This is a genomic window from Paenibacillus sp. FSL R7-0302 (assembly GCF_038006885.1).
Classification (GTDB): Bacteria; Bacillota; Bacilli; order Paenibacillales; family Paenibacillaceae; genus Paenibacillus_AQ.
The window spans coordinates 275200-299792 of the sequence record NZ_JBBOWB010000001.1 but is presented as its reverse complement, the minus strand read 5'-3'; the positions used below and the strand labels follow the sequence as shown (position 1 = coordinate 299792).

16 protein-coding genes, 4 tRNA genes and 2 rRNA genes are annotated in these 24593 nt (G+C 53.1%); 1 reads left to right on the top strand and 21 read right to left on the bottom strand.

Going from position 1 to position 24593, the window contains the following annotated elements; genetic code table 11:
* Window position 1: 1 nt before the first annotated feature.
* The 7 genes from MKY96_RS01295 to MKY96_RS01265 all read right to left on the bottom strand — a co-directional run bounded on the left by MKY96_RS01295 (window position 2) and on the right by MKY96_RS01265 (window position 6612).
* A tRNA-Val gene (locus MKY96_RS01295) sits at window positions 2-77 on the bottom strand.
* A gap of 20 nt (window positions 78-97) precedes the next feature.
* Window positions 98-172 (bottom strand) — tRNA-Glu (locus tag MKY96_RS01290).
* Window positions 173-217: 45 nt separating this feature from the next.
* Window positions 218-307, bottom strand: a tRNA-Ser gene (locus MKY96_RS01285).
* Between the two features lie 3 nt (window positions 308-310).
* Window positions 311-386, bottom strand: a tRNA-Asn gene (locus tag MKY96_RS01280).
* Window positions 387-449: 63 nt separating this feature from the next.
* A 23S ribosomal RNA gene (locus MKY96_RS01275) occupies window positions 450-3375 on the bottom strand.
* A gap of 294 nt (window positions 3376-3669) precedes the next feature.
* Window positions 3670-5230: ribosomal RNA gene (locus MKY96_RS01270) — 16S ribosomal RNA — on the bottom strand.
* Together the 16S and 23S rRNA genes with 4 tRNA genes alongside form the textbook arrangement of a ribosomal RNA operon.
* A 506-nt stretch (window positions 5231-5736) precedes the next feature.
* Window positions 5737-6612 (bottom strand): nucleotidyltransferase-like protein, encoded by an 876-nt coding sequence (locus tag MKY96_RS01265; RefSeq protein ID WP_209880024.1) that lies wholly within the window; start codon window positions 6610-6612, stop codon window positions 5737-5739.
* Between the two features lie 128 nt (window positions 6613-6740).
* On the opposite strand from MKY96_RS01265, the gene MKY96_RS01260 reads away from it, so the two are divergent.
* The gene (locus tag MKY96_RS01260) at window positions 6741-7106 is read left to right on the top strand and encodes a DUF2614 family zinc ribbon-containing protein (RefSeq protein WP_340938068.1); all 366 of its coding nucleotides are present in this window, start codon (window positions 6741-6743) and stop codon (window positions 7104-7106) included.
* Between the two features lie 126 nt (window positions 7107-7232).
* Here MKY96_RS01260 and MKY96_RS01255 read toward each other — a convergent pair whose 3' ends face one another.
* The 14 genes from MKY96_RS01255 to MKY96_RS01190 form a co-directional block, all read right to left on the bottom strand.
* On the bottom strand, window positions 7233-8954 hold the full coding sequence (locus tag MKY96_RS01255; protein ID WP_340938066.1) for a glycosyl hydrolase family 18 protein: 1722 nt from the start codon (window positions 8952-8954) through the stop codon (window positions 7233-7235).
* Window positions 8955-9148: 194 nt separating this feature from the next.
* Window positions 9149-9580, bottom strand: coding sequence for a peroxide-responsive transcriptional repressor PerR (gene perR / locus MKY96_RS01250; RefSeq protein ID WP_340938063.1), 432 nt, complete (start codon window positions 9578-9580; stop codon window positions 9149-9151).
* Between the two features lie 125 nt (window positions 9581-9705).
* Window positions 9706-11634 carry a DUF4097 family beta strand repeat-containing protein gene (locus tag MKY96_RS01245; protein ID WP_340938061.1) on the bottom strand — a complete coding sequence of 643 codons (1929 nt, stop codon included), beginning with the start codon at window positions 11632-11634 and terminating at the stop codon, window positions 9706-9708.
* Window positions 11635-11671: 37 nt separating this feature from the next.
* Window positions 11672-12145: a GNAT family N-acetyltransferase gene (locus tag MKY96_RS01240; protein ID WP_340938059.1), complete on the bottom strand. Its 474-nt coding sequence runs from the start codon at window positions 12143-12145 to the stop codon at window positions 11672-11674.
* An 89-nt stretch (window positions 12146-12234) separates the two neighbouring features.
* Complete coding sequence (gatB, locus tag MKY96_RS01235; protein ID WP_340938058.1) at window positions 12235-13680, bottom strand: Asp-tRNA(Asn)/Glu-tRNA(Gln) amidotransferase subunit GatB; 1446 nt, start codon at window positions 13678-13680, stop codon at window positions 12235-12237.
* A gap of 31 nt (window positions 13681-13711) precedes the next feature.
* Complete coding sequence (gene gatA, locus MKY96_RS01230) at window positions 13712-15169, bottom strand: Asp-tRNA(Asn)/Glu-tRNA(Gln) amidotransferase subunit GatA (protein WP_340938057.1); 1458 nt, start codon at window positions 15167-15169, stop codon at window positions 13712-13714.
* Window positions 15170-15195: 26 nt separating this feature from the next.
* The gene (gene gatC, locus MKY96_RS01225) at window positions 15196-15483 is read right to left on the bottom strand and encodes an Asp-tRNA(Asn)/Glu-tRNA(Gln) amidotransferase subunit GatC (protein ID WP_340751676.1); all 288 of its coding nucleotides are present in this window, start codon (window positions 15481-15483) and stop codon (window positions 15196-15198) included.
* Window positions 15484-15657: 174 nt separating this feature from the next.
* Window positions 15658-17151, bottom strand: coding sequence for an L-arabinose isomerase (araA, locus tag MKY96_RS01220; protein WP_340938055.1), 1494 nt, complete (start codon window positions 17149-17151; stop codon window positions 15658-15660).
* 19 nt (window positions 17152-17170) lie between these two features.
* Window positions 17171-18220, bottom strand: a complete 1050-nt coding sequence (locus MKY96_RS01215; RefSeq protein ID WP_340938053.1) for an aldose 1-epimerase family protein — start codon at window positions 18218-18220, stop codon at window positions 17171-17173.
* A 34-nt stretch (window positions 18221-18254) separates the two neighbouring features.
* Entirely contained in the window at window positions 18255-19133 is an 879-nt protein-coding gene (locus MKY96_RS01210; RefSeq protein WP_340938051.1) for a class II fructose-bisphosphate aldolase, read from the bottom strand.
* Window positions 19134-19146: 13 nt separating this feature from the next.
* Window positions 19147-20664, bottom strand: coding sequence for an FGGY-family carbohydrate kinase (locus tag MKY96_RS01205; protein ID WP_340938050.1), 1518 nt, complete (start codon window positions 20662-20664; stop codon window positions 19147-19149).
* A gap of 9 nt (window positions 20665-20673) precedes the next feature.
* On the bottom strand, window positions 20674-22743 hold the full coding sequence (locus MKY96_RS01200) for a TIM-barrel domain-containing protein (protein ID WP_340938049.1): 2070 nt from the start codon (window positions 22741-22743) through the stop codon (window positions 20674-20676).
* Window positions 22744-22777: 34 nt separating this feature from the next.
* Window positions 22778-23659, bottom strand: a complete 882-nt coding sequence (locus MKY96_RS01195; RefSeq protein ID WP_340938047.1) for a carbohydrate ABC transporter permease — start codon at window positions 23657-23659, stop codon at window positions 22778-22780.
* Between the two features lie 14 nt (window positions 23660-23673).
* Entirely contained in the window at window positions 23674-24582 is a 909-nt protein-coding gene (locus MKY96_RS01190; RefSeq protein WP_340827593.1) for an ABC transporter permease, read from the bottom strand.
* Window positions 24583-24593 lie beyond the last annotated feature (11 nt).

The window sequence follows — 24593 nt, the reverse complement described above, 5'->3', positions numbered from 1 at the left end:
ATGGTGGAGGCTGAGGGGTTCGAACCCCCGACCCTCTGCTTGTAAGGCAGATGCTCTCCCAGCTGAGCTAAGCCTCCATATATCAGTTCCAAAAAAATGGTGACTCGTATGGGATTCGAACCCATGTTACCTCCGTGAAAGGGAGGTGTCTTAACCCCTTGACCAACGAGCCATGCTATACAGTTATTTCCTTTCCCTTTCCAGGGAGGTAACGCTACGGAGAGAGAGGGATTCGAACCCTCGAGACGCTTGTGGCGCCTACACGATTTCCAATCGTGCTCCTTCGGCCAAACTCGGACACCTCTCCATATGGCTCCCCGAACAGGACTCGAACCTGTGACAACTCGATTAACAGTCGAGTGCTCTACCAACTGAGCTATCAGGGAATATACATATCAAGCTTGATCGCCTGAAAACTGAATCCGAAACGAATTTGTGTGTTAGTGTGTTTGGATAAGCCCTCGACCGATTAGTATTGGTCAGCTCCATGCATTGCTGCACTTCCACCTCCAACCTATCTACCTCGTCGTCTTCAAGGGGTCTTACATACTGGGAAATCTCATCTTGAGGGGGGCTTCACGCTTAGATGCTTTCAGCGCTTATCCCGTCCGTACGTAGCTACTCAGCCATGCTCCTGGCGGAACAACTGATGCACCAGCGGTACGTCCATCCCGGTCCTCTCGTACTAAGGACAGCTCCTCTCAAATTTCCTGCGCCCACGACAGATAGGGACCGAACTGTCTCACGACGTTCTGAACCCAGCTCGCGTACCGCTTTAATGGGCGAACAGCCCAACCCTTGGGACCTACTTCAGCCCCAGGATGCGATGAGCCGACATCGAGGTGCCAAACCTCCCCGTCGATGTGGACTCTTGGGGGAGATAAGCCTGTTATCCCCAGGGTAGCTTTTATCCGTTGAGCGATGGCCCTTCCATGCGGTACCACCGGATCACTAAGTCCGACTTTCGTCCCTGCTCGACTTGTAGGTCTCGCAGTCAAGCTCCCTTATGCCTTTGCACTCTGCGAATGATTTCCAACCATTCTGAGGGAACCTTTGAACGCCTCCGTTACTCTTTAGGAGGCGACCGCCCCAGTCAAACTGCCCGCCTGACACGGTCCCCGTACCCGCTAAGGGCACTAGGTTAGAACCTAGATACGATCAGGGTGGTATCCCAACGGCGCCTCCGCAGAAGCTTGCGCTCCTGCCTCACCGGCTCCCACCTATCCTGTACAGATCGTACCCAAATTCAATATCAAGCTGCAGTAAAGCTCCATGGGGTCTTTCCGTCTTGTCGCGGGTAACCTGCATCTTCACAGGTATTAAAATTTCACCGGATCTCTCGTTGAGACAGCGCCCAAGTCGTTACGCCATTCGTGCGGGTCAGAATTTACCTGACAAGGAATTTCGCTACCTTAGGACCGTTATAGTTACGGCCGCCGTTTACTGGGGCTTCGGTTCACAGCTTCGGGTTACCCCTAACCGCTCCCCTTAACCTTCCAGCACCGGGCAGGCGTCAGCCCGTATACTTCGCCTTGCGGCTTCGCACAGACCTGTGTTTTTGCTAAACAGTCGCTTGGGCCTTTTCACTGCGGCCCCCTCGGGCTATTCACCCTACCGAGGCACCCCTTCTCCCGAAGTTACGGGGTCATTTTGCCGAGTTCCTTAACGAGAGTTCTTCCGCGCGCCTTAGAATTCTCTTCTCGCCTACCTGTGTCGGTTTGCGGTACGGGCACCTTCTCCTGACTAGAGGCTTTTCTTGGCAGTGTGAGATCATGACCTTCGCTACTATAATTTTCGCTCCCCATCACAGCCCAGCCTTACGATGTGCGGATTTGCCTGCACACCAGCCTCACTGCTTAGACGGACATCCATCAGTCCGCGTCACTACCCTCCTGCGTCACCCCATCGCTCATAGCGGATTACGGTGGTACAGTAATTTCAAACTGTTGTCCTTCGACTACGCCTGTCGGCCTCGCCTTAGGTCCCGACTTACCCTGAGCGGACGAGCCTTCCTCAGGAAACCTTGGGCTTTCGGCGGATCAGATTCTCACTGATCTTTTCGTTACTCATACCGGCATTCTCACTTGTGTAGTGTCCAGCGCTCCTTACGGTACACCTTCAACCCCTACACAACGCTCCCCTACCCCAGATACAAAGTATCTAGCCATAGCTTCGGTGGTGTGTTTAGCCCCGTTACATTTTCGGCGCAGAGTCACTCGACCAGTGAGCTATTACGCACTCTTTCAATGGTGGCTGCTTCTAAGCCAACATCCTGGTTGTCTGTGCAACTCCACATCCTTTCCCACTTAACACACACTTGGGGACCTTAGCTGATGGTCTGGGCTGTTTCCCTTTTGACAATGGATCTTAGCACTCACTGTCTGACTCCCGGCAAGAAGTAAATGGCATTCGGAGTTTGACTGAGCTTGGTAACCCTTGCGGGCCCCGCACCCAATCAGTGCTCTACCTCCACCACTCCATTCACCGAGGCTAGCCCTAAAGCTATTTCGGGGAGAACCAGCTATCTCCGAGTTCGATTGGAATTTCTCCGCTACCCCCACCTCATCCCCGCATTTTTCAACATGCGTGGGTTCGGGCCTCCAGTGCGTGTTACCGCACCTTCACCCTGGACAGGGGTAGATCACACGGTTTCGGGTCTACGTCCACATACTCAGTCGCCCTATTCAGACTCGCTTTCGCTGCGGCTCCGGCTTCTCACCTTAACCTTGCATGTTAAACGTAACTCGCCGGTTCATTCTACAAAAGGCACGCCATCACCCATAAAGAGGGCTCTGACTTTTTGTAAGCACACGGTTTCAGGTTCTATTTCACTCCCCTTCCGGGGTGCTTTTCACCTTTCCCTCACGGTACTGTTTCACTATCGGTCGCCAGGTAGTATTTAGCCTTAGCAGATGGTCCTGCTGGATTCATACGGGGTTTCACGTGCCCCGCACTACTCGGGATCCGTCTCGGAGAGAACACAGTTTGGGCTACAGGGCTTTTACCTCTATCGCGGGCCTTTCCAGACCTCTTCGCCTACTCTATTCCTTTGTAACTCCATGTGAGACGTCCCACAACCCCAAGAGGCAAGCCTCTTGGTTTAGGCTGTTCCGCGTTCGCTCGCCGCTACTGACGGAATCACTATTGTTTTCTCTTCCTCAGGGTACTTAGATGTTTCAGTTCCCCTGGTCTGCCTCTGCGTATCCTATGTATTCAGATACGAGTAACTGCGAATTACCACAGCTGGGTTTCCCCATTCGGACACCCCCGGATCAAAGCTTGCTTACAGCTCCCCGAGGCAGTTTCGTTGTTCGCCACGTCCTTCGTCGGCTCCTGGCGCCTAGGCATCCTCCGTGTGCTCTTAGTAGCTTAACCAATGCGTTTTCCGTTAGGAAAACCGCTTAGCATCGCCATTCATTCAAAACTTGTTTACACAAGTTCAGCTTAAAGGAATGTTCTAAAACGCAAATTCGTTTCGGTATCCAGTTTTCAAGGATCAAGTTGCTGTAAGTTCGGGTCGAACACAACTGTGTCGATTGAAGTTACAGCCGGTTGAGAGCTTAAACTCTCAAAACTGACCAACGAGTGAGTATTCGAACCCAAGGGTTCTTTGGTGGAAGCGAAGCTTCCGATTTGAATGTCCTCATTGCAGAGAACGATTCTCCATAGAAAGGAGGTGATCCAGCCGCACCTTCCGATACGGCTACCTTGTTACGACTTCACCCCAATCATCTACCCCACCTTCGGCGGCTGGCTCCCTTGCGGGTTACCCCACCGACTTCGGGTGTTGTAAACTCTCGTGGTGTGACGGGCGGTGTGTACAAGACCCGGGAACGTATTCACCGCGGCATGCTGATCCGCGATTACTAGCAATTCCGACTTCATGCAGGCGAGTTGCAGCCTGCAATCCGAACTGAGACCGGCTTTGCTGGGATTGGCTCCACCTCGCGGCTTCGCTTCCCGTTGTACCGGCCATTGTAGTACGTGTGTAGCCCAGGTCATAAGGGGCATGATGATTTGACGTCATCCCCACCTTCCTCCGGTTTGTCACCGGCAGTCACTCTAGAGTGCCCAGCTTCACCTGCTGGCAACTAAAGTCAAGGGTTGCGCTCGTTGCGGGACTTAACCCAACATCTCACGACACGAGCTGACGACAACCATGCACCACCTGTCTCAACTTTCCCCGAAGGGCACCTGATGCATCTCTGCTTCGTTAGTTGGATGTCAAGACCTGGTAAGGTTCTTCGCGTTGCTTCGAATTAAACCACATACTCCACTGCTTGTGCGGGTCCCCGTCAATTCCTTTGAGTTTCAGTCTTGCGACCGTACTCCCCAGGCGGAGTGCTTACTGTGTTAACTTCGGCACCAAGGGTATCGAAACCCCTAACACCTAGCACTCATCGTTTACGGCGTGGACTACCAGGGTATCTAATCCTGTTTGCTCCCCACGCTTTCGCGCCTCAGCGTCAGTTACAGCCCAGAAAGTCGCCTTCGCCACTGGTGTTCCTCCACATATCTACGCATTTCACCGCTACACGTGGAATTCCACTTTCCTCTTCTGTACTCAAGTCACCCAGTTTCCAGTGCGACCTCAGGTTGAGCCCAAGGTTTAAACACCAGACTTAAATAACCGCCTGCGCGCGCTTTACGCCCAATAATTCCGGACAACGCTTGCCCCCTACGTATTACCGCGGCTGCTGGCACGTAGTTAGCCGGGGCTTTCTTCTCAGGTACCGTCACTCCGGTAGCAGTTACTCTACCGGACGTTCTTCCCTGGCAACAGAGCTTTACGATCCGAAAACCTTCATCACTCACGCGGCGTTGCTCCGTCAGGCTTGCGCCCATTGCGGAAGATTCCCTACTGCTGCCTCCCGTAGGAGTCTGGGCCGTGTCTCAGTCCCAGTGTGGCCGTTCACCCTCTCAGGTCGGCTACGCATCGTCGCCTTGGTGGGCCGTTACCCCACCAACTAGCTAATGCGCCGCAGGCCCATCCCCAAGCAGCAGATTGCTCCGCCTTTCATTCTCTCCTCAGGAGAAAAAAGAAATTATCCGGTATTAGCTACCGTTTCCGGTAGTTATCCCAGGCTTGAGGGCAGGTTGCCTACGTGTTACTCACCCGTCCGCCGCTAAGTCTGAAAGGAAGCAAGCTTCCTCTCAAACTCCGCTCGACTTGCATGTATTAGGCACGCCGCCAGCGTTCGTCCTGAGCCAGGATCAAACTCTCCAAATTGGTATTTAGAAAGAGCGATTGCTCATTTTGAAACATCTGACGAGAATTTACATTCTCTCATTTTGGATCTCACCGAAGTGATCTCCAGATACTCACTCGTTGTTCAGTTTTCAAAGATCAAACTCATCTTTCGTCGCCGCTTTTTGTCTCAGCAGCGACCTTTATAATATATCACAGCGCCCTCGTTTTAGTCAACCTTTTTTTTAATTTCTTTTTTCGGCTGATTTACGACTGCATTGCTGCGCATCGTTATGTCAGAGGGACGAGTTATAATTTATCATAAGAACTGCACCCTAGTCAACCCTAAATATTCAGCTTCCCTGCAAACCCGGGCAAATAAAATAACCCCACAAAGTGAGGCTTTAGCGTAGGTGATGACTCAGGTACTTTGCGAGGGCCCCAAACATATTTAAATTCTATAAAAAAAGAGAGTACATTCACCCTCTCCATTCTCCCGCTAATGCTATCTATATAGAGCTGTTACCGCCAGTAGGCGATTTGTTAACTTAAAGGGTATAACGAATAGCATGACCATCCCCGGCATCAACTGCCCACGAGGCGATCTCCCGGATTAATGAACGGGATACCAGCTTGCGAAGCACAAGCGGCAACTCTGCCTGGAGCGGGCTGAGCCCTGAATGCTGCAGAAGCTCCTTAATGCTCCACGCCTCCTTACGGCTGCCCAGGATATGAAGCAGCATGATACAGCAATCCTCCATTTTTGACATAAGGGCAAATTCACAGGCAAGCAGGATCAGTTCGATTCTCTGGTCCAGTGTCTCTGTGCTGATAGTCAATTCTTCATATAGCTTATGGACCGGGGAGTTCAGGCTTTTCACCTGTCCCCATACTGCCGGTTCCGGGAAATACCCCGCTTCACTCACTTCAATGCGCGCCCAATGATACAAGGCAATGAGTACGCAATTATAGGCATCCATGGTACAGCCTGCTTCAATATAACGCTTGGACTTAATATACATATGTAAAAAACGGGAGAATTCCATGAACAGCACCCGTTCTTTAAGCGGGCCCTCAAACTGGGTGAGCTGCTTACGCATCTCCGCCAAGATCCCCTTCGGGTCCCAGAGTACCTCTCCGGATATCAGGCTGCTAAGAAGCTCGTTGTTATCTCCGGCCATGACAGCACGTTCCAATGCAGATAGACCTACATGCACCGATTGTGTCCGCTTATCACCGGCAATGCTATGGGTTATGATGCGTTCCGTTTCCTGTTCCTCATGCAGCAGAAGGACCACCATATCAAAATCGTGCAGCAGCGCACTTTGAAACGTGGCATCTCCTCTTTGCCGCCAAGCAACGGCTCCAAGAACATTCTCCTCAAATGTCTCCCCGCTTAATAGGGTCAAATTGGACAGTTCCATACTTCCCTCCATCAAATTTGGCGATTTTGCGTCCGTCAGTTATAATCTCTATACATAAGCTTATTCTACATATTCATGCCAGTTCCTCCTGAACAACCGAACTATATTTCAGTTAGGAGATCGTACTCATGAAATTTAAATCGGCCAAAATCAATGCTTTTCGCACCTGGGGACTGCTTCTGACCATGCTTGGCATGGGTCTCATGATCATGGGAACCGCAGGTATTGTATTCTGGGGATCTGCCGGCAAAGTCGTTGCTGCTGTCGGTCTTGTCATTGGACTCGTCTCCATGATGGCCAGTCTGGCTATTTATTTCTGGGCGGGCATGCTCTCAACCAGTGCGGTTCAGGTGGAATGTCCGGAGTGTCATAAGCTGACCAAAATGCTGGGCAAAACCGACCGCTGCATGTTCTGCCACACCATCCTCACCATGGACCCTGCACAAGCTACCATTACTGCCGAAGAGCTGGAAGCCCAGCAACTGAAACACTAATCCTATCCAAGCCGTGCTTACTGACATTATGCATTTATTAAGAGACAAGGTAATGTAAGAATAGTATTGTCTGCCAAAAAAGGTGTTGTCCACTGTAGGACAACACCTTTTTATATTGAGATCCTCTTATTTAATAATTCCCTTCAATGCTTCCCATGCTTCCGGACTGGCGAAGCTGCGGTTCCAGGCTGCCACACCGCCCAGCTTCAAGGACTGGGCCAGCTCTACCCTGGCTGTGAGCGAGGTGGTGTCCTCGATCCAGATTTTGCGGAGAACATCCTCTTCCTTATACTCCACGTAGTTCTGTCCGGCTTCCTTATCGAATACGGGTGTCAGCTTCTTCTCGGCGATAATCTCCTTGACCGCATTCATGCTGACAGCCTTGGAGCTTACCTTGGTCTTCCCCTTCTCGGTAGCTTCCGTCCAGATCCGCGTATAGAGCGGCACTCCCAGAATCAGCTTCTCAGCCGGCACCTCATCCTCCTCGATAATCCGGTTCATAGAGGTCTTAACCCACGGTAGAGAGGCTACTGATCCTGCAACCGGACTGGCTGCCCAGTGCTCGTCGTAGGCCATTACAACCAGGAAGTCGGATACGGCGGCAAGCGCCCGGCGGTCGAGGAACAGGGACCACATCTCGCTCTTGGACTTCGGCGTAACATCAATAGAGACAATCAGATTCCGGCTCTGGGCCATCGGCTTCAGTTCCCGCATGAACTGCGTTACGTTCGGTCCATCCTTGGTGTACACATTCTCGAAGTCGATATTAATCCCGTCTAAGTTATACAGGTCTGCATACTTTAGCATCTGAACAATGGCATTCATCCGATTGTCATATGTGGATAAGGCTTCAGTAGTCAAATCGGGTTCAAAGCTGTTGCTGAGCAGCCCCCATACCTCCATCCCTTGATTATGCGCCCAATCCACATAAGAGCGGTCTGCCTGGCTGCGCACATTCCCCTTCACATCAATAATGCTGAACCAGGTGGGGCTAACCACATTAATTCCAGGCAAGGCTGCGAATTTGGCGGGATTCGGCTTGCGTTCGTACACAGCTTCCCAGAACATATTAACCGGCTTATCCTTCCAGCTGCGCTGCGCACGTGTAGGTGTTTCGGGCTTTTTCTCTACAGTTCGGGTACCGTCTTCGGTAATATCATCCGCCTGGGCGTAACCCGAATAACCATTATCAAGCTGAGCGAATACCCAGTCCTTCGTGTCCGTGTTCCAGATTCGTACGACATCCCCGGGGTTCATATCAGCAAAAATCGGTGCATGCACCGAGGGTTCACTGCGCAGGGCTTTCGTTTTCCCGCCTTCTTTGCCCTTCACCTTGCCAAGCGGAACCGATTCACCTGCAGTCATTAGCAGCACTGCACCGGTATTCGTATCCTCTTCGATCTCGAAGCCGTACAGATTCTCCAGTGTATCTGCCGGAAGATAGGTCACTTTATCTTTAACCTCGGGAGCAAGGCGAAGCTGCAGAGGTTCATTGTTCAGCGCTGCGGCTGTTGATTCCTCCTGCATGTACAATAGACTGCTGTCCGTTGAGAGAATAACTGATTTGCTTTCTTTTTCATAACGGATAGAAGAATCTACATATTCCTGCAAAAAAGGCAGCGGTAAAAGCAGCCCGTCCCCCGTACCCGATGCTGAATAGCCGGTAAGCTGTCCCTTCACAAATATCGGCTTGTCCAGCCCCTTCCAGTCCGGGTCCACATGCTGGCGGTTCGGCAGTACATAATAAACAACCCAAAAGGCTGCGGCGGCTATAATGACAAGTCCCAATAAGCGGCGAGTAAGACTTCCACGCTTCGTGACGCGTCTTTGTCTCTGTCTTCTGTCCAAAATAGGTCCTCCAAACCATTCGTTGATTTTTAAAAGCAGGCATCACTTCTGTTAAGTATACGCCATGCAGCCGAGCTTGGTTGCGCGAATCTCTTGGAAGGTTTGTATTTTTGTAACAGCATCTTTCTCTCTCCTTACAAAAAAGCGTGCAGAATCCGCATTCGGACTCTACACGCTTATAGGTGTTATTCCATTCAGTGCTGCTTCTCGCTGCAGCCTTTGCACACACCGTACAGCTCCATACGCAATCCATGAATCTTGAAGCCCGTGGCCCGTTCGGCCTGCTGCTCTACCTCATGAAGAGTAGAATAGCTGAAATCCTCAATCTTGCCGCATTCCTGGCAGATAACATGATAATGATCAGATACATTGGCGTCGAAACGGCTGGAATTATCACCGTAGGTCAGCTCACGGACCATACCTGCTTCCATGAACATCTTAAGATTGTTATACACAGTTGCCACACTCATACTCGGAAACTGAGGCTCAAGTGCCCGGTAGATATCGTCTGCCGTAGGATGATTCATCGCTTCCATCAGATACGTTAGAATCGCATGACGCTGAGGCGTAATACGGACACCGGTTGTCTTGAGTTGCTCCAATGCATGCTGTACGCCACTACCCATCCATGCCACCGCCTTTGATTATACAACTTAATAATAATTCTAATGTAATTGTATGACTCTGCTTTCAACGTTGTCAATGAAGTCATTACATTATATTCATTATTATATAATAAAAATTCCTTATTTCAATATTTGCTCACATTTAAATTGCTGTTTCCGTCTACACGCAGCTTGAATTCACCAGTTCCGATCTGGCCGGAAAGCACCTTTTTGTCAATCACGAGCCCTGGCAGGTCTGTTACGATATCTCCATATCCGCTGGAGCCCTCCACCGTATAATTACCTGTTAGCGGCAGGAACAGTTCAATATCCCCCACTGCACTGTATACATCCCAGTCTCCCCCGAAATCCCCGGAGCGGATGCTGATCCGGCCGTTCAGGGATTCGGCATGCAGCTTGGATCTTGCTCCGGATACCTCTACATTGCCATTCTTCGTGGACAGATCCAGCGTATCCCCGCTGTCATATGCCGTGATGTTGCCGACCGCCGTTGACAGCTTCAGGGCCCCTCTAACGTCCCAAGCCCCCATATCGCCTCCGCTTGTCCCCAGCTCCACATTGCCCAGGACATCTCTGGCGCGCACCGCACCGTTTAGGGTTTTACCTTTTACATTGCCGTAAATGCGGTGCAGAATCAGCTCCCCGTTCCCGGTCTCCAGCGAGATGTCGGCAATGGCTTCCACATTCTGCAGGGTAATTCCGCCATTCATCGTACGGACGTTCAGGTCGAACCGCCGGTCTTCCGGCAGGGAGATATCCAGGTTGATCCGCGGCTGGCGTTTGCCGGATTCACCGTACGCCTTACTCTGGGGTGTGATCTTGATCGTTGCTCCCTCTGTCACCTCGACAAAAGACTGGTCGGCTATAGATTCAGCCAGTACCCCGTCCAGCTGGTCCACCCATACGGTTGCGGTAATCTCGATATCCTCCACAGCAGCCCGGTGAACGAGAATGTCTCCATTAATAGCGTCAATATTGACCTTGGAGGTGTTCAGTTCGACCGGAACCATCAGCGGAGCCTTCTGATAAGAGCTTCCTTCCGCTTCCCCGTAATCGACTGCCGCCACGGTCAGATTAAGACTCACCTTGTTCCACAGATGCAGATAGTGCTCCTGCTCGGTTACGATAAACACACAGGCTGCCAGTATTACCGCAGAGAACAATCCCCGCAGATCCATCCGCGCTCTTCCGGCAGTACCGCTCTGCTTCAGACGGCGGAAAAGAATATAGATCAGCAGATACTCTACTCCCCATAATACCGGAATGATAGGCCACCATTTGAGCAGCAGCATCATATAATCTGTTCCATCACGCCAGTCCAGGAGAAGCAGGATTCCGACAGCAGCCAGTGTTACTGAGGCCGTATATCTGCCGATCCGCCGTTTCTTCCGCTCCTTGTCCTGACGCGCCATGGAGTCCCTGGCCATCTCTCTGATCCCCATAAGAAGGCCGAGGCCTATCAGCACCACGGAGGCGGCAGCACCGGCAGAGGTCTCAATGAATCCCCGAAGCCAGGGCGGCTTTTGCTGGAAAAGAAAGAGCATCGCCCCGCCGATAAGCAGCAGGAGGCCAAAAGATATCCCCGGCTCGCTGATCCTTACCCGGCGTCTTGAGGTTGTTGTACTGGATTGGATGGTCTCCAGCTCTTCAAGATCATGCTCATCAGGGAACCGCAGAATCCGGTCTGCGTTCTGAAGCGCGTCAAACACATTATAGAAGTATAACACCGGAATCAGCAGCCCCAGTAAAATCAGCAGCGGTACATTAATTTGCATCCCGATCGATGAGAAATACAGCAGTGCCACAATATCCAGCACAATAAGGAAAATGACAGAAACCCCTTTGCGGAGCAGCCCGAGATAGAGATGTCCCGTGCCGGGAAGCACTGCAGCAAGCAGGCCGGCTATAAATTTACGTTTACGCGGACGGCGTTTGGGACGGGGAGGGATGTAGGGATGGTTCAATTCTACGTCAGCTTCAGACAGCGGCAAGTCTGCCTCATTCTCTTCTTCCCGCACGGGAAGCTCCTCATGATTCTGATGGCCGGAACTCATTCTCGGTACTCCTCCTTTCTAAAATGGGATGTACTTGTCATTTCAGCCTGCCTGTCCGGTGGAATTCCAGCAGCTCTACTCCCGGAACCACCTCTTCGGACCCGGCAGCAATGAACCCGTGCTTGGTATAGAGCGTCACTGCCGGAAGGTTCAGCTTCCCCGTAGATACGATAAACTGCTCCATCTCCGCATAACGGTCAAAGATAAATTCCAACAGTCTTCCGGCCACGCCTTGGCGGAAATGGTCCGGGCTGACCATCATCCGGGTAACGGTTAGCTTGCCGGGAGACTCCTCTATGACTGCAACAGCGCCGAGCAGCTCCTCCGTCTCATCGAAGCAGCCGTAGAACTCCTCTGTAACCCGGCTGAGCATGTCCCTCGTCTCCAGCAGCGGCGGTATGTCACGAAACCCGATGATCTCCGCCTCCAGGCGGTATGCCTTATGCTGAAGGCTCCACAGCTCATCCAGTGTGAACTCATCCTGCAGATTCAGCTTCACGATTGTATCCATCCGTATATTCCCCTTATATACCGCACAGAGCCTGCCGTTGCCGACAAGCCCTGTGCCCAAGATTCTATGATCTATTACCCAAAAGCAGTCTATCTGTTCAGCACTTCTGTGAGCAGAGTGTTCGCAAGCCCCGGGTTAGCCTTCCCTTTGCTTGCCTTCATGACCTGTCCTACAAGGAAGCCGATCGCTTGTTTTTTGCCTGCCTTGTAGTCTTCGACCGATTGCGGGTTGGCCGCGACCACTTCCTCCACAATCCGCTTGATCGCCCCTTCGTCGCTGATCTGAACAAGGCCTTGCTCTTCTACAATTACCGCCGGCAGCTTCCCGTTCTCCAGCATTTCTTTGAATACGGTTTTGGCGATTTTGCTGCTGATGGTTCCGCCTGCGATCAGACCGATCATCTCGCCCAGTCCCTGCGGCGTAATCTTCACCTGGGATAACTCCAGATTATTGCTGTTCAAATACCCCAGCAGATCGCCCATCATCCAGTTGGCGACAGCCTTGGCATCCTGCGTGAAGGCAAGACTGCCCTCGAAGAAGTCTGCAAGCGGCTTGGAGGAGGTAAGTACTCCGGCATCATAGGCAGTCAGACCAAACTCCGCACTGTACCGGGCCTGCCGGGCATCCGGCAGCTCAGGGATCGTGGAGCGGATCGCTTCCTTCCAGTCCTCGCCAATATGCAGCACAATCAGATCCGGGTCCGGGAAATAACGGTAATCATGGGCTTCCTCCTTGCCGCGCATGGACAAGGTCTTGCCTCCGGCTTCATCCCAGCGGCGGGTCTCCTGTACAACGGTTCCCCCGTCATCCAGAATCTCCCCCTGACGGAACTGCTCATACTCCAGCCCGCGCAGAACCCCGCGGAAGGAGTTCATATTCTTCAGCTCCGCACGGATACCGAATTCTTCCTGGCCTGCCGGCCGAAGGCTGATGTTGGCATCACAACGCATGGAGCCTTCCTCCATCTTCACATCGGACACATCGCAGTACTGCATAATGGCGCGAATCTTCTCCAGGTAAGCACGTGCTTCCTCCGGTGAACGCAGATCAGGCTCGGAGACAATCTCAATAAGCGGAGTGCCTACCCGGTTGAAGTCAACCAGTGAAGCAAATCCTCCATCCACGTGAGTCAGCTTGCCCGCATCTTCCTCCAGATGAAGACGGGTGATTCCGATCCGTTTGGTCTCGCCGTTCACTTCAATATCAATCCAGCCGCCGAGGCCGATAGGCTGATCATATTGCGAGATCTGGTAGGCCTTCGGGGAATCGGGGTAAAAATAGTTTTTGCGGTCGAATTTGCTGACATCGCCGATCGTACAGTTCAGAGCCATTGCCGCTTTCATGGCATACTCCACCGCTTGGCGGTTCAGTACCGGCAGTACACCGGGGTGACCAAGACAGACCGGACAGGTGTGCGTATTAGGCGGCGCGCCGAATTCAGTCGAGCAGCCGCAGAAGATTTTGGACTTGGTATGAAGCTCCACATGAACTTCCAGCCCGATGACCGTTTCATATTTAGACATAGATAATCTCATCCCTTAAAAGTTTATGGTCAACTACTTCAAGCTACAGTTGCGGGCGGGCCTTGTGATGCTCTGTATGCTGTTCAAAGGCATGCGCAACGCGCAGTACCGTACTCTCATCAAACTCCTTGCCGATAATCTGCAAGCCGACAGGCAGGCCTTCCGCGAAGCCGCAAGGGATGCTGATGGCAGGAATACCCGCCAGACTCACAGGAATGGTAAGGATATCATTTAAATACATGGTCAGCGGATCTTCAGTCTGTGAGCCCAGCTTAAAGGCTGTGGTTGGCGCAGTCGGCCCGATCACGACATCATATTTCTTGAACACTTCATCGAAATCCTGCTTAATCAAGGTGCGAACCTTCTGCGCCTTCAAATAATAAGCATCATAATATCCGGAGCTGAGCGCATAGGTGCCGAGCATAATCCGGCGTTTGACTTCAGGACCGAAGCCTTGACTGCGGGAGTTATGGTACAGATCCAGCAATCCGCCTCCATCATCCACACGCGTCCCGTAACGGACACCGTCAAAGCGGGCCAGGTTGGAAGAAGCCTCCGAGGAGGAGAGCAGATAATAAGCGGCTACGGCATATTCGGTATGCGGAAGCGAGACCTCTTCCCACACGGCGCCAAGACCTTCCAGCACCTTAAGCGCTGACAGCACCGACTCGCGGACCGAAGCCTCCACGCCTTCGCCGATGTACTCCTTCGGCACAGCAATGCGCAGACCGGAAATATCACCGGTGAGTGAGCTCAGGTAGTCCGGGATGCTGACCTTCGCCGAAGTGGAGTCCTGGGCATCATAACCGGCAATTGCCTGCAGGACGTATGCGGAATCCTCCACAGTACGGGTAATCGGACCGATCTGATCCAGGGAGGAAGCAAAAGCGACAAGTCCGTAACGGGAGACCAGGCCATACGTAGGCTTGAGGCCGACCACTCCGCAATAGGAGGCTGGCTGGCGGATGGAGCCGCCTGTGTCTGAGCCGAGAGTGAAGAAGACTTCCCCGGCTGCAACCGCTGCTGCCGAACCGCCGCTCGAACCGCCGGGAACACGTTCCAGATCCCATGGATTGCGCACAGCGCCAAAGCTGGAATTCTCATTGGAGCCGCCCATGGCGAACTCGTCCATGTTCAGCTTGCCGATCGTTATCGCATCGGCCTGGCGCAGCTTGGAGACTACTGTGGCATCATAGATTGGCTGGAAATTGGCCAGGAACTGGCTGGCACAGGTGGTGCGCAGACCTTGGGTCACGATATTATCCTTAATACCGGCAGGCAATCCGAACAGCAGCCCTCTTGCAGCACCGGTTGCCAGCTTGTCATCAAGCTCGCGCGCCTTAGCACGGGCCCCCTCTTCATTCAGTGTCAAAAAGGCATGAACCTTGCTGTCACGCTCTGCAATGACGGACAGCGATTCCTCGGTCAGCTCACTGACCGAGACCGCTTTGGTGTTCAGCATGTTATGTACTTCAGGTAATCGGTATTGAAACAGGCTCAACTTGCTTCCTCCTCTCAGGTATGGGGTTATTCCAGAACAGCGGGAACCTTGAAATGTCCTTCTTCGTCTTCAGGTGCGTTAAGCAGGGCTGCCTCCTGGGTCAGGCTCTCCTTCACCACATCGTCACGCATCACATTGCTGACCTGCAGCACATGGGTGGTCGGCGGAACGTTCTCGGTATCCAGCTCATTCAACTTCTCGGCATATTGTAAAATAGCATTCATTTGTTCGGTGAAGGTAGCCTCTTCTTCCGGGCTTAATTGCAGGCGGGCCAGCTTGGCCACATGCTGCACATCTTTGACGGTGATGCTCATAATGAATATCCCTCCTGTTTAAAGGGCTAAAGCGCCCGGATAACGTTTTTAATTATAGGGTAGACGGCCTTACAATTCAATGCGCTTGTCGATTGAGGGAGATATATGCAGCAAAAGACCCGCACCTGCTGATTGTGGCAGGAAGCGGGTCTTGACGGATGAAGCTTACTCCGTCTAATGATTCAACCGGTAATACAGGTCATTCCAGCGCAGCTCATTTTCGAGTGAGGTAAAGGTACTGGAGGCGTCGATGACGAGACACTCGATTCCTGCCATGCGCGCCCAATCCCGGAGCTGTTCACTTGTTGTATGGAAGGAAAAGGCGAAGTGATGTGCACCCCCGGCCAGAATCCAGGCTTCCGATGCACGGGTCAAGGACGGCTCCGGCTGCCAGAGGAGACGCGCTACCGGCAGATGAGGCATTCTATGTTCATTCTGTACGGCATTCACTTCATTGACGATCAGGCGGAACCGGTCGCCCATATCCACCAGTGTGGCATTGATTCCTTTGCCGCTGGCTCCGTTAAATATTAGACGCGCAGGAGCTTCCTTGCCGCCGACAAACAAGGGATGCACTTCAATCCTTGGTCTGTCCGCAGCCAGGGACGGGCAGATCTCCAGCATATGGGAACCCAGTACCAGTTCATTGCCCTTTTGCAGATGATACGTATAATCCTCCATGAAAGAGGTCCCTTGATTACCGGCCATAATCTTCATCATCCGTACCAGCGCGGCCGTCTTCCAGTCGCCTTCACCGCCGAAGCCGTAGCCTGCCGCCATCAGCCGCTGAGCCGCCAGCCCCGGCAATTGCTTCAGTCCATGCAGGTCCTGGAAGCTGGTCACGAACGCTGTATACCCGCCCTCCTCCAAAAATTCGCTCAGCGCAATCTCCATCCGCGCCTGTTCACGAATGGCTTCCCGTTCAGCGCCATCGGCGCGACCCTGATCCGTAAAGTCATATAATTCGGCGTATTCATCCATCAGCGTACGCAGCTTGGCATCACTTACACTCCGAACCCGTTCAGCCAAATCGCCGGCCGGATAACCGTTGACCGTCCACCCCAGCTTGATTTGCGCCTCCACCTTATCGCCTTCTGTCACCGCGACATCACGCATATTGTCACCGAACCTGGCGATTCTCATCGTCTGGCTCCCGGTATAGCCCGCCGCCGTCTTCATCCACCCTCCGATTCTTGCACGTACCTCTTCATCCTTCCAGTGGCCTGCAATAATCTTTCTGGGCATGCGCAGGCGGGCGCCGATGAACCCGAACTCACGGTCACCGTGCGCCGCCTGGTTCAAGTTCATAAATTCCATATCAATACTGTCCCAGGGAATCTCAATATTGTATTGGGTATGCAGATGGAGCAGCGGCTTGCGCAGCTGGGCCAGCCCCGAGATCCACATTTTGGCCGGCGAGAAGGTGTGCATCCAGGTGATCACCCCTGCGCAGGTCCCGCTGGAATTGGCTTCAAGGCAAACCCGCAGAATCGCTTCCGGAGCCGTGACGGTTTCGCGGAACTCAATCGGATACGGAAGGCCTCCTTCGCGGTTTAGCTCCTCCACCATTTTCCTGGAATTCTCTTCTACTTGCTCAAGTACATCCTCTCCGTACAAACCTTGGCTCCCTGTTACAAACCAGAATACATATGGCTTAGCTTGCAGCATATCTAATTCCTCCGTTAGTTCAGTTCGTTTTGAATTTCATTTCAATCCCGTAATGAACGGCTTCTCCAGGCTCCAGCAGTTGCAGCGAATCTGCTTCGCGTTCTTCCGCTCTCCCCCGTGTCCAGCAATTGGACGGCTCAAGTCCCAGCACATGTTCACCTGCTCCGGGCATTCTCCACTGCACCAGTCGGGGCAGCGTCCGCTGATCCCACTTCAGCTCTACCGTCAGGCCTCCCGATGAAGAGGATAAGCCGGGGACAGGAAAAGAAGGGCTGCTGATTTGTGCGCAAATGTACGTTTGCCGTTCCAAGGGCTCATGGTAATACACTTGTTCCTTAAAACTCTGATCCGGCGCCTGCCATTCATCTATCCGCGACATCTCCATGCTGCCGTCTCGCGGAACACTGTTACGCTCCGGCAAGATGATCCTGGTATCCTCCGCAAGCAGCGGAAAACCAAAGTTGAAATGATACAGCATCAGATGCGGGGCAGGTGTGAACCCTGTATTCTCCACAATATCGCTAAGCTGCAAGCTGTTCTCTCCAAGCCTGCTTGTAATCGTGCGGGTCAACCGCAGCTTATGTCCAAAAATAGATGTTTCCTCCACGACTCCCCGCAGGCGCAATTCATATTCATTGCCTTGCCATTCCGCCTGATACGAGGCCTGGCGTGCCGGCGTATGGTGGATTTGTCCATGCAATCCATAAGCTCCGTATTCGTCCTGGCCAGCTGCACCTGCTTGTGATAATCCGCAAGTCATCAGCAACCCGCCGGAAGCCGTGTGTAGCCAGTGATTCCCCTCATCCCTGAAATAAGCGGCATGGGGATCGCCGTTGGCGGCAGACCAGCTAACCGGAATCCCGCAAAATTCAGCCAAAGAGATATCCATTCCCTTGCCGGGATGCACCCAATAGGAGAGGCCAGAGCCGGTCCGCACACGGAACACTTCCTGACCGGCCTCCGGCCCTTCTCTCATTACAAAGGGCTGCACTCCCGCAAGCTGCTCTATCCGGCCAACTCTGGCCTCCAGCTCGCGCCGGGTCCATTCTCTGCCATAAAGTCTTGCCATACCACCATTCCTCCTGCACCCGGGAAGGCAAGCCTCATGCTTGTCCGGCACTCCCGAAAATTCTCATCGTGCGCACAATATCCTGCTGCACTGCTTCCATAGCCCATCTGGATATGTCATGATAATAGCTTTTGTGCTGCTGCGCGCTGTTGGCCGCCAATTTTGCCTGGAGGGTATTGGCCACTTCATGCGCCATATTGGAATAATAGTTAAGCTTGCGGATGCCGCACTGTATGGAAGTTACATAGGCGGCTTCATCCAGTCCAGACCCGCCATGCATCACCAGCGGCAGGCCGGTAAGCTCTTTGATGAGCTTCAACCGCTCAAAATCCAGAACCGGTTCTGTCAGATAAACACCGTGCGCGGTCCCGTAAGCAACGGCGAGCGCATCGACATCAGTATGTGCAATAAAGGTTTGTGCTTCTTGGGGATTGGTGTAAACATCGTCCGGATCATACTCTTCTATCTCTTCCTCGTCTCCGCCGCCTTCCGGACGCAGAATCTTGCCAAGCTCAGCCTCTACTGAAACGCCGAGCGCCTTGGCGATTTTGCTGATCTCATTGGTCTGGCGGATATTCTCGGCCAGCGGCAGATGCGCGCCGTCGAACATCACCGACGAGAAGCCGAGCTGCATCGCCCGGATCAGAATTTCGTGATCCTGGCCGTGGTCCAGGTGTACTGCAACGGGAACCCGTGCTTGCCTCGCAGCCGCCAGTATAATGGGAGCGATCACCTCCAGCGGAACAAGCGGAATATGTACTTCCGCAAAGGACAGAATGACCGGTGAGCGCGCCTCCTCAGCCCCGGCAATGATTCCCCGGATCATCTCCAAATTAATCACATTGTACGCGCCGACGGCATAACGTTTGGCTTCGGCATCCTTCATTAACTCTTTCAGGGTCACTAATGGCATTCTTCAGCATCTCCTATGGGTTCGACATGACGTTATTCACTGCTTGATACAGCCGTTTATATTTGGCGTAATTCTCGTCATAGTGCCTGCGGTTCTCCGGGCAGGGATAGAAGGTAGTGCCCGCCTTCACCAAACAGCGGGCAGCTTCTGCATAGGAAGGGAACACTCCCAGCGCCACCCCGGCCAGAATAACCGCTCCGAGAATACCTGCCTCTTCGATATCAAGGGCGATGACGGCCCTGTTCATGATGTCCGCCTTGATTTGCAGCCACAGGGCGGACTTGGCACCGCCGCCGCAGGCTTTTAGTTCCCTGATACTCATACCCGCCTGCTCCAGGCAATCCAGATTGAGCCTCATCTCATAGGTGACGCCTTCCATCAAGGCTCTGTACAGTTCACCCTTCGTGGTGTTGAAATTCAAGCCCGCGATGACCCCAACCGCAGCCGGATTCATGTATGGAGTGCCTGAGCCGGCAAAATGCGGAAGTACCAAGATGTCCGTGGGACCTTCTCCGGCGCTCTCGCCCATAATCTCATAGACACTCCGGCCGGACTCATCTGCCGCACATTTCTCTTCATAACCGAACTGGTCCCTGTACCACTTGAGCAGGGAGCCTCCGGTGAAATTAAAGGCATAGGTGGTATAACTCCCCTGGATATAAGGAACCAGTGCCAGCTTGCTGGCAGCAAGCGCCTTGTCATTGACCCGCATTTTATGGAAGACCGGCGTGATGCACTCTACGGTACCGATGCCGTCCACCGCCGAGCCTTCTTCCGTAATTCCCGCGCCTATGGTGGCACATACCTGGTCATGTCCGCCGAGCACCAGCTGGAGGTGCACAGGCAGCCCCAGCGCCTCAGCCGCTGCGGGTGAAATCCGGCCCAGTCGTGATCCAAGCTCCAGCGCCCGGGGAAATATGCCCGTCTGTAACCGTGCCGCCCGGATAATATTTTCATCCCACTCAAGCCGGTGGACATCAAAGGCCATCGTTCTGGACGCCAGCGAATAGTCGATTACCGGTCCTGCACCCAGCTTATAGAGAATAAATGATCCAAACGGCAGAAAGGTATGAAGCCGCTCATAAATGTCCGGCCGCTCTTCCCTGTACCACATCAATTTGGAGAGGGTGTACATCGGATGGGGATGAAGACCCGTCTTGCCAATGATATTCTCTTCTCCGATATGCTCCACCAAAACCTCCAGTTGCCCGCTTCCCCGCTTGTCAATATACAGCAGGCTGTTTCCAAGCACGCATCCCCCGCTGTCGAGTAGAACGGCAGCCTCCCCAAAGGAAGAAACGGACAGGCCGGCAAGCATGGCAGGCGGCCTGTCATACTTGTTCATTGCGGAACTTATCACAGCTACAACCGCTTCCCATACCCGCTGCGGATTCAGCTCATAACAGCCGCTTTCCGGCGATTCCATGGGATATTCCCTGTATGCCTGGGCCAGCACCTCGCCCGTTGGAGCCATGATGAGGCATTTCGTGCCTGTTGACCCGATATCCAGGCCTATGAGATCGACGGCCATGTCCCCGATTCAGCCCCTCTCCCCATCCGGGACGTATTTCACACCGGCTAGATTATAGCGCTCAGAGATTTTCTTCTGATCCTCTATGCTCAGACCACCTGCTTGAGTTACCTGTATCCGGGCAAAAGGCAGGCTCTCAGTAATCACCGCATAGCTGACTGCATCATCACATAAAAGCGAGCATTCCCCTGCTTCCGCACCGTACAGAACAGGCTCTACATTAAAAACGGTGTCGTCCCGGACACACAGAACGGGCTCTGCCCAAGGAATCAGCGCGCCGCGCTTGATATATAGAGGCACTTCATCCTCTGCAACCTGGCGCGAAACCCATTGTCCGCCGCTCAGCCACTCCCCGGTCAGCCATTCGTACCAGCGTCCTTCGGGCAAGTAAATTTGACGGGTGCTGCCGTTGCCGTAGACAACAGGAGCAGCCATAAGATCTTCTCCCACCATGAACTGATCGAAGCAATCCAGCACCTCACGGTCATCCGGGTAATCCATCACCAAGGGACGTATAGGCGGTACCCCCTGCTGGCGGTATCTGCCAAATGCGGCGTACAGGTACGGAATGAGACTCATCCTGATTTGCATAAGCTTTCTGCATTGCTGCGCCAGCTGCGGCCAATCCTCCAGCCATTCACCGGCATGGTTCTTGTCATGATCGAATTGTTTCCATGGTGGCGAAGGAATCATATAACAGTTAAGCACCGCCAGAGGCGAGAAAATCACAGCGCCAATCCGGCGCAGCAGCTCCTCCCTCGTAGCTGTCTGGCGGACCTCCGGCGACCAGAGGAGACCTGAGAAGGACGCTGTGGCCAGCCCCCGTACGAAGTCTTCATGGTCGTACAGGTCGCTGTACAGTACATAGGGATAGGGCGCAGCGAGCGCATGGGAAGCGCGCACCTGTCCATAGGTCCGGCGGTCCGCTGCCTTGAACGGGGCGAGCATCGTCTGCTGATAGAGCTGGCCGAATAAGCTGTGCATCTGCTCACCGTCCGCGCCTCCCGGAAAACGGGCGAAATCGGGAAAACCCCAGTTGCCGATATAATCGCCGTTGTCGCATTCATCCAGCTTGAAGCCTGACAACCCGGCCTCAATGAAGGGCTGATGGATGTCCGTGAAGGCTTTCCGGGCCTCAGCTTGCGTGAAATCCGGCACCAGACCGTCCCATACATAGCTGTCGGCCGAATAAGGCTTCAGCTCCGGGAAGACAGGACTATCAGGATGCACATACGCATGCTCCCACAGATTGAGCCGGTACCCCATGCCATTAAGATCCTGGATCAGCTTTTTCTCATCCGGAAATCTGTTGCTGTCCCACACATAGGTACAGGAGTAGGCGTTCGTCTGCCAGCCGGGCTCCAGGCCAAACATGTCGCAGGGCATTTCATCTTCTCTGATCTGCCGGGCCAGCTGCAGGACATCCTCCTGATCCGCATGCCAGTCGGCACGGTACATCATACCCAATCCCCACATCGGCGGTAACGCCCCGCCGCCGCTGAACAGATTATAGCGGCAGACCGCGTCCTTCATATCCCCGCCGCAAAAAACATAAATATCTACTCCTTGCGCCGCGGGGATGTCCACCAGCATATTGCCGCTTCCTTTTTTCACTTCCCAGTGGCCCTTCTCGGTGCCTGCCGATTCGAAGCCTTCCAGATCCTGCTTGCTGCCAACTCTCTTGCACCCTCCGCTGAAAAAGGTGGCGTACCGGGCTGTATCCACCAGAATTCCATAACCGGCAGTGCTTACATAAAAGGGAACCGGCGCATGGGAATCGCCCAGATCCGCAGAGGGGTCTGAATTCGTGCGCAGCTTCTTCTTGCTGCCGCTCTGCCTGAACGATTTAAGCTGCAGGCCGAGGCCGTATACTTCCTCTTCCGGCTCCAAGGGAATTTCCAGCAATACCGAGCCTTGACGAGGCTGAAATTGAATGTCCTCCCTAAGAAAGGGAAGCGGATGATCTTCAAGCGCATTCAGCGCTTCGAGGCATGTGACAGGCTTCAATACTGATACCGGTGTAAATTCTTCGGGTGTTCCGAAGGTCAGCTTAAAGATTCCGCTGGCAATTTTCTGCATAATCCACTTCTCCTACTGTAAATAGTTTTTGGAACTATCCCTTCACGCTTCCCAGGACGAGACCAGACACGAAATAACGCTGTAAAAAAGGGTATACACACAAGATGGGCAACGTGGCCAGAATGATCTGCGCGCTCTTGGTCGTGCGCGGTGAGATGCTGGCCAGGAGTGCGGCATCCTCAGACCTCACATTGCTGAAATCGAAGCTGACAATAATGGAGCGCAAATAGGTGGCGAGCGGATAGTTCTCGGTCTGGTTCATGAAGATCATTCCGTCAAACCAGCTATTCCAATGCCCTACCATAGCCAGCAGCAGGATGGTCGCAAAAGCAGGCAAGGACAGCGGGAAATATAACCGCCACAGGATGGTCCAGTGTCCGGCTCCATCTATGCGGAAGGACTCATCCAGTTCCCGGGGCAGTCCTCTGAAGAAATTGATCATCAGAACGATGTTGAAGACCGCCAGGGCTGTCGGCAGAACCAGTACCAGCATGGTATCCAGCATGTGGAGGGATTTCACCTGCATGTACAGGGGAACAATGCCGCCGCTGAACAGGATGGTGAACATGAAAAACCATACATAAAACGTCCGCATGCTGAAATCCCTGTTCTCCCTGGAAAGGGGATAAGCCGAAATAAAGGTAACCAGCATCTGCAGGGCGCTGCCGATAAGCACCCGGATCACAGCCACGCCCAAGGATCTTAGAAATTCCGGACGGGTAGCGATAAATTTATAAGCGTCCAGTGAAAAGTCCGACGGAAAAAACCGTACCTTCCCCATCGCCACCGCCGAGGCGGAGCTGAAGGAAATGGCTAACGTATTGACAATCGGCGCAATGCAGAGGATTCCCAAGAGAATGAGAAATACTGTGTTGAATACTGCGAACACGGTGCTGCCGTTCAAACGATATTTCACCCTTGCTCCCCCTTTCAGAAAATGCGGTAATCGGCAAACTTATAAGCCATATAGTATGAAACTGAAATAAGCACTCCGGACACCAGCGATTTAAACAGTCCTACAGCAGTCGCTACACTGTACTGTGCCTGATTGAACGCCAGCCGGTAGACCAGTGTATCCAGAATATCGCCGGAATCGACAACCAGCGGATTGAGCAGCATAAATACCTGCTCAAACCCGGCGTTCAGCACATTGCCCAGACTGAGCGTAGCCAGCAGAATGATCGTGGGCCGGATGCCGGGCAGCGTAACATGCCAGATCTGCCGCCAGCGGCTGGCTCCGTCAATCATGGCCGCTTCATATAAATCGGGATTGATGGAGGTTAGCGCAGCCATATAAATAATCGTATTGAAGCCAAAGTTCTTCCATACTTCAGTAGTGACCAGTACACCGGGGAACAGCCGGTTGCTGGACAGGAAGCCCACCGGCTCTCCCCCAAAGGCCTGGATGAGGCTGTTAATCACCCCCTCCAGACTGAGGACATCCAGAATGATGCCGCCGAGCACCACCCAGGACAGGAAATAAGGCAGGTACATCGCAGTTTGCAGCACCCTTTTCAACCTATGGCTGCGCATTTCGTTCAGCAACAGGGCAACCACAATGGGCACAAGCAATGAAAATACGATTTTTAAAATGGAGATATAGATCGTGTTATACATGACTTGCCCGAAGCGGGGCATGGAAATAATATATTTGAAATTGTCCATCCCGACCCACGGACCCGCAAGCCAGCCCTTGAACACGCTAAAGTTCTGGAAGGCCATGACAATCCCCATCATCGGAATATAGCAGAATAGAACAGCCAGAATAATTCCCGGTATCAAGAACAGATGGTACGGTAATTCATGTCTGAAGCGGCTCTTCAGGTGCAAAGCTCTCACAATAGGCTACC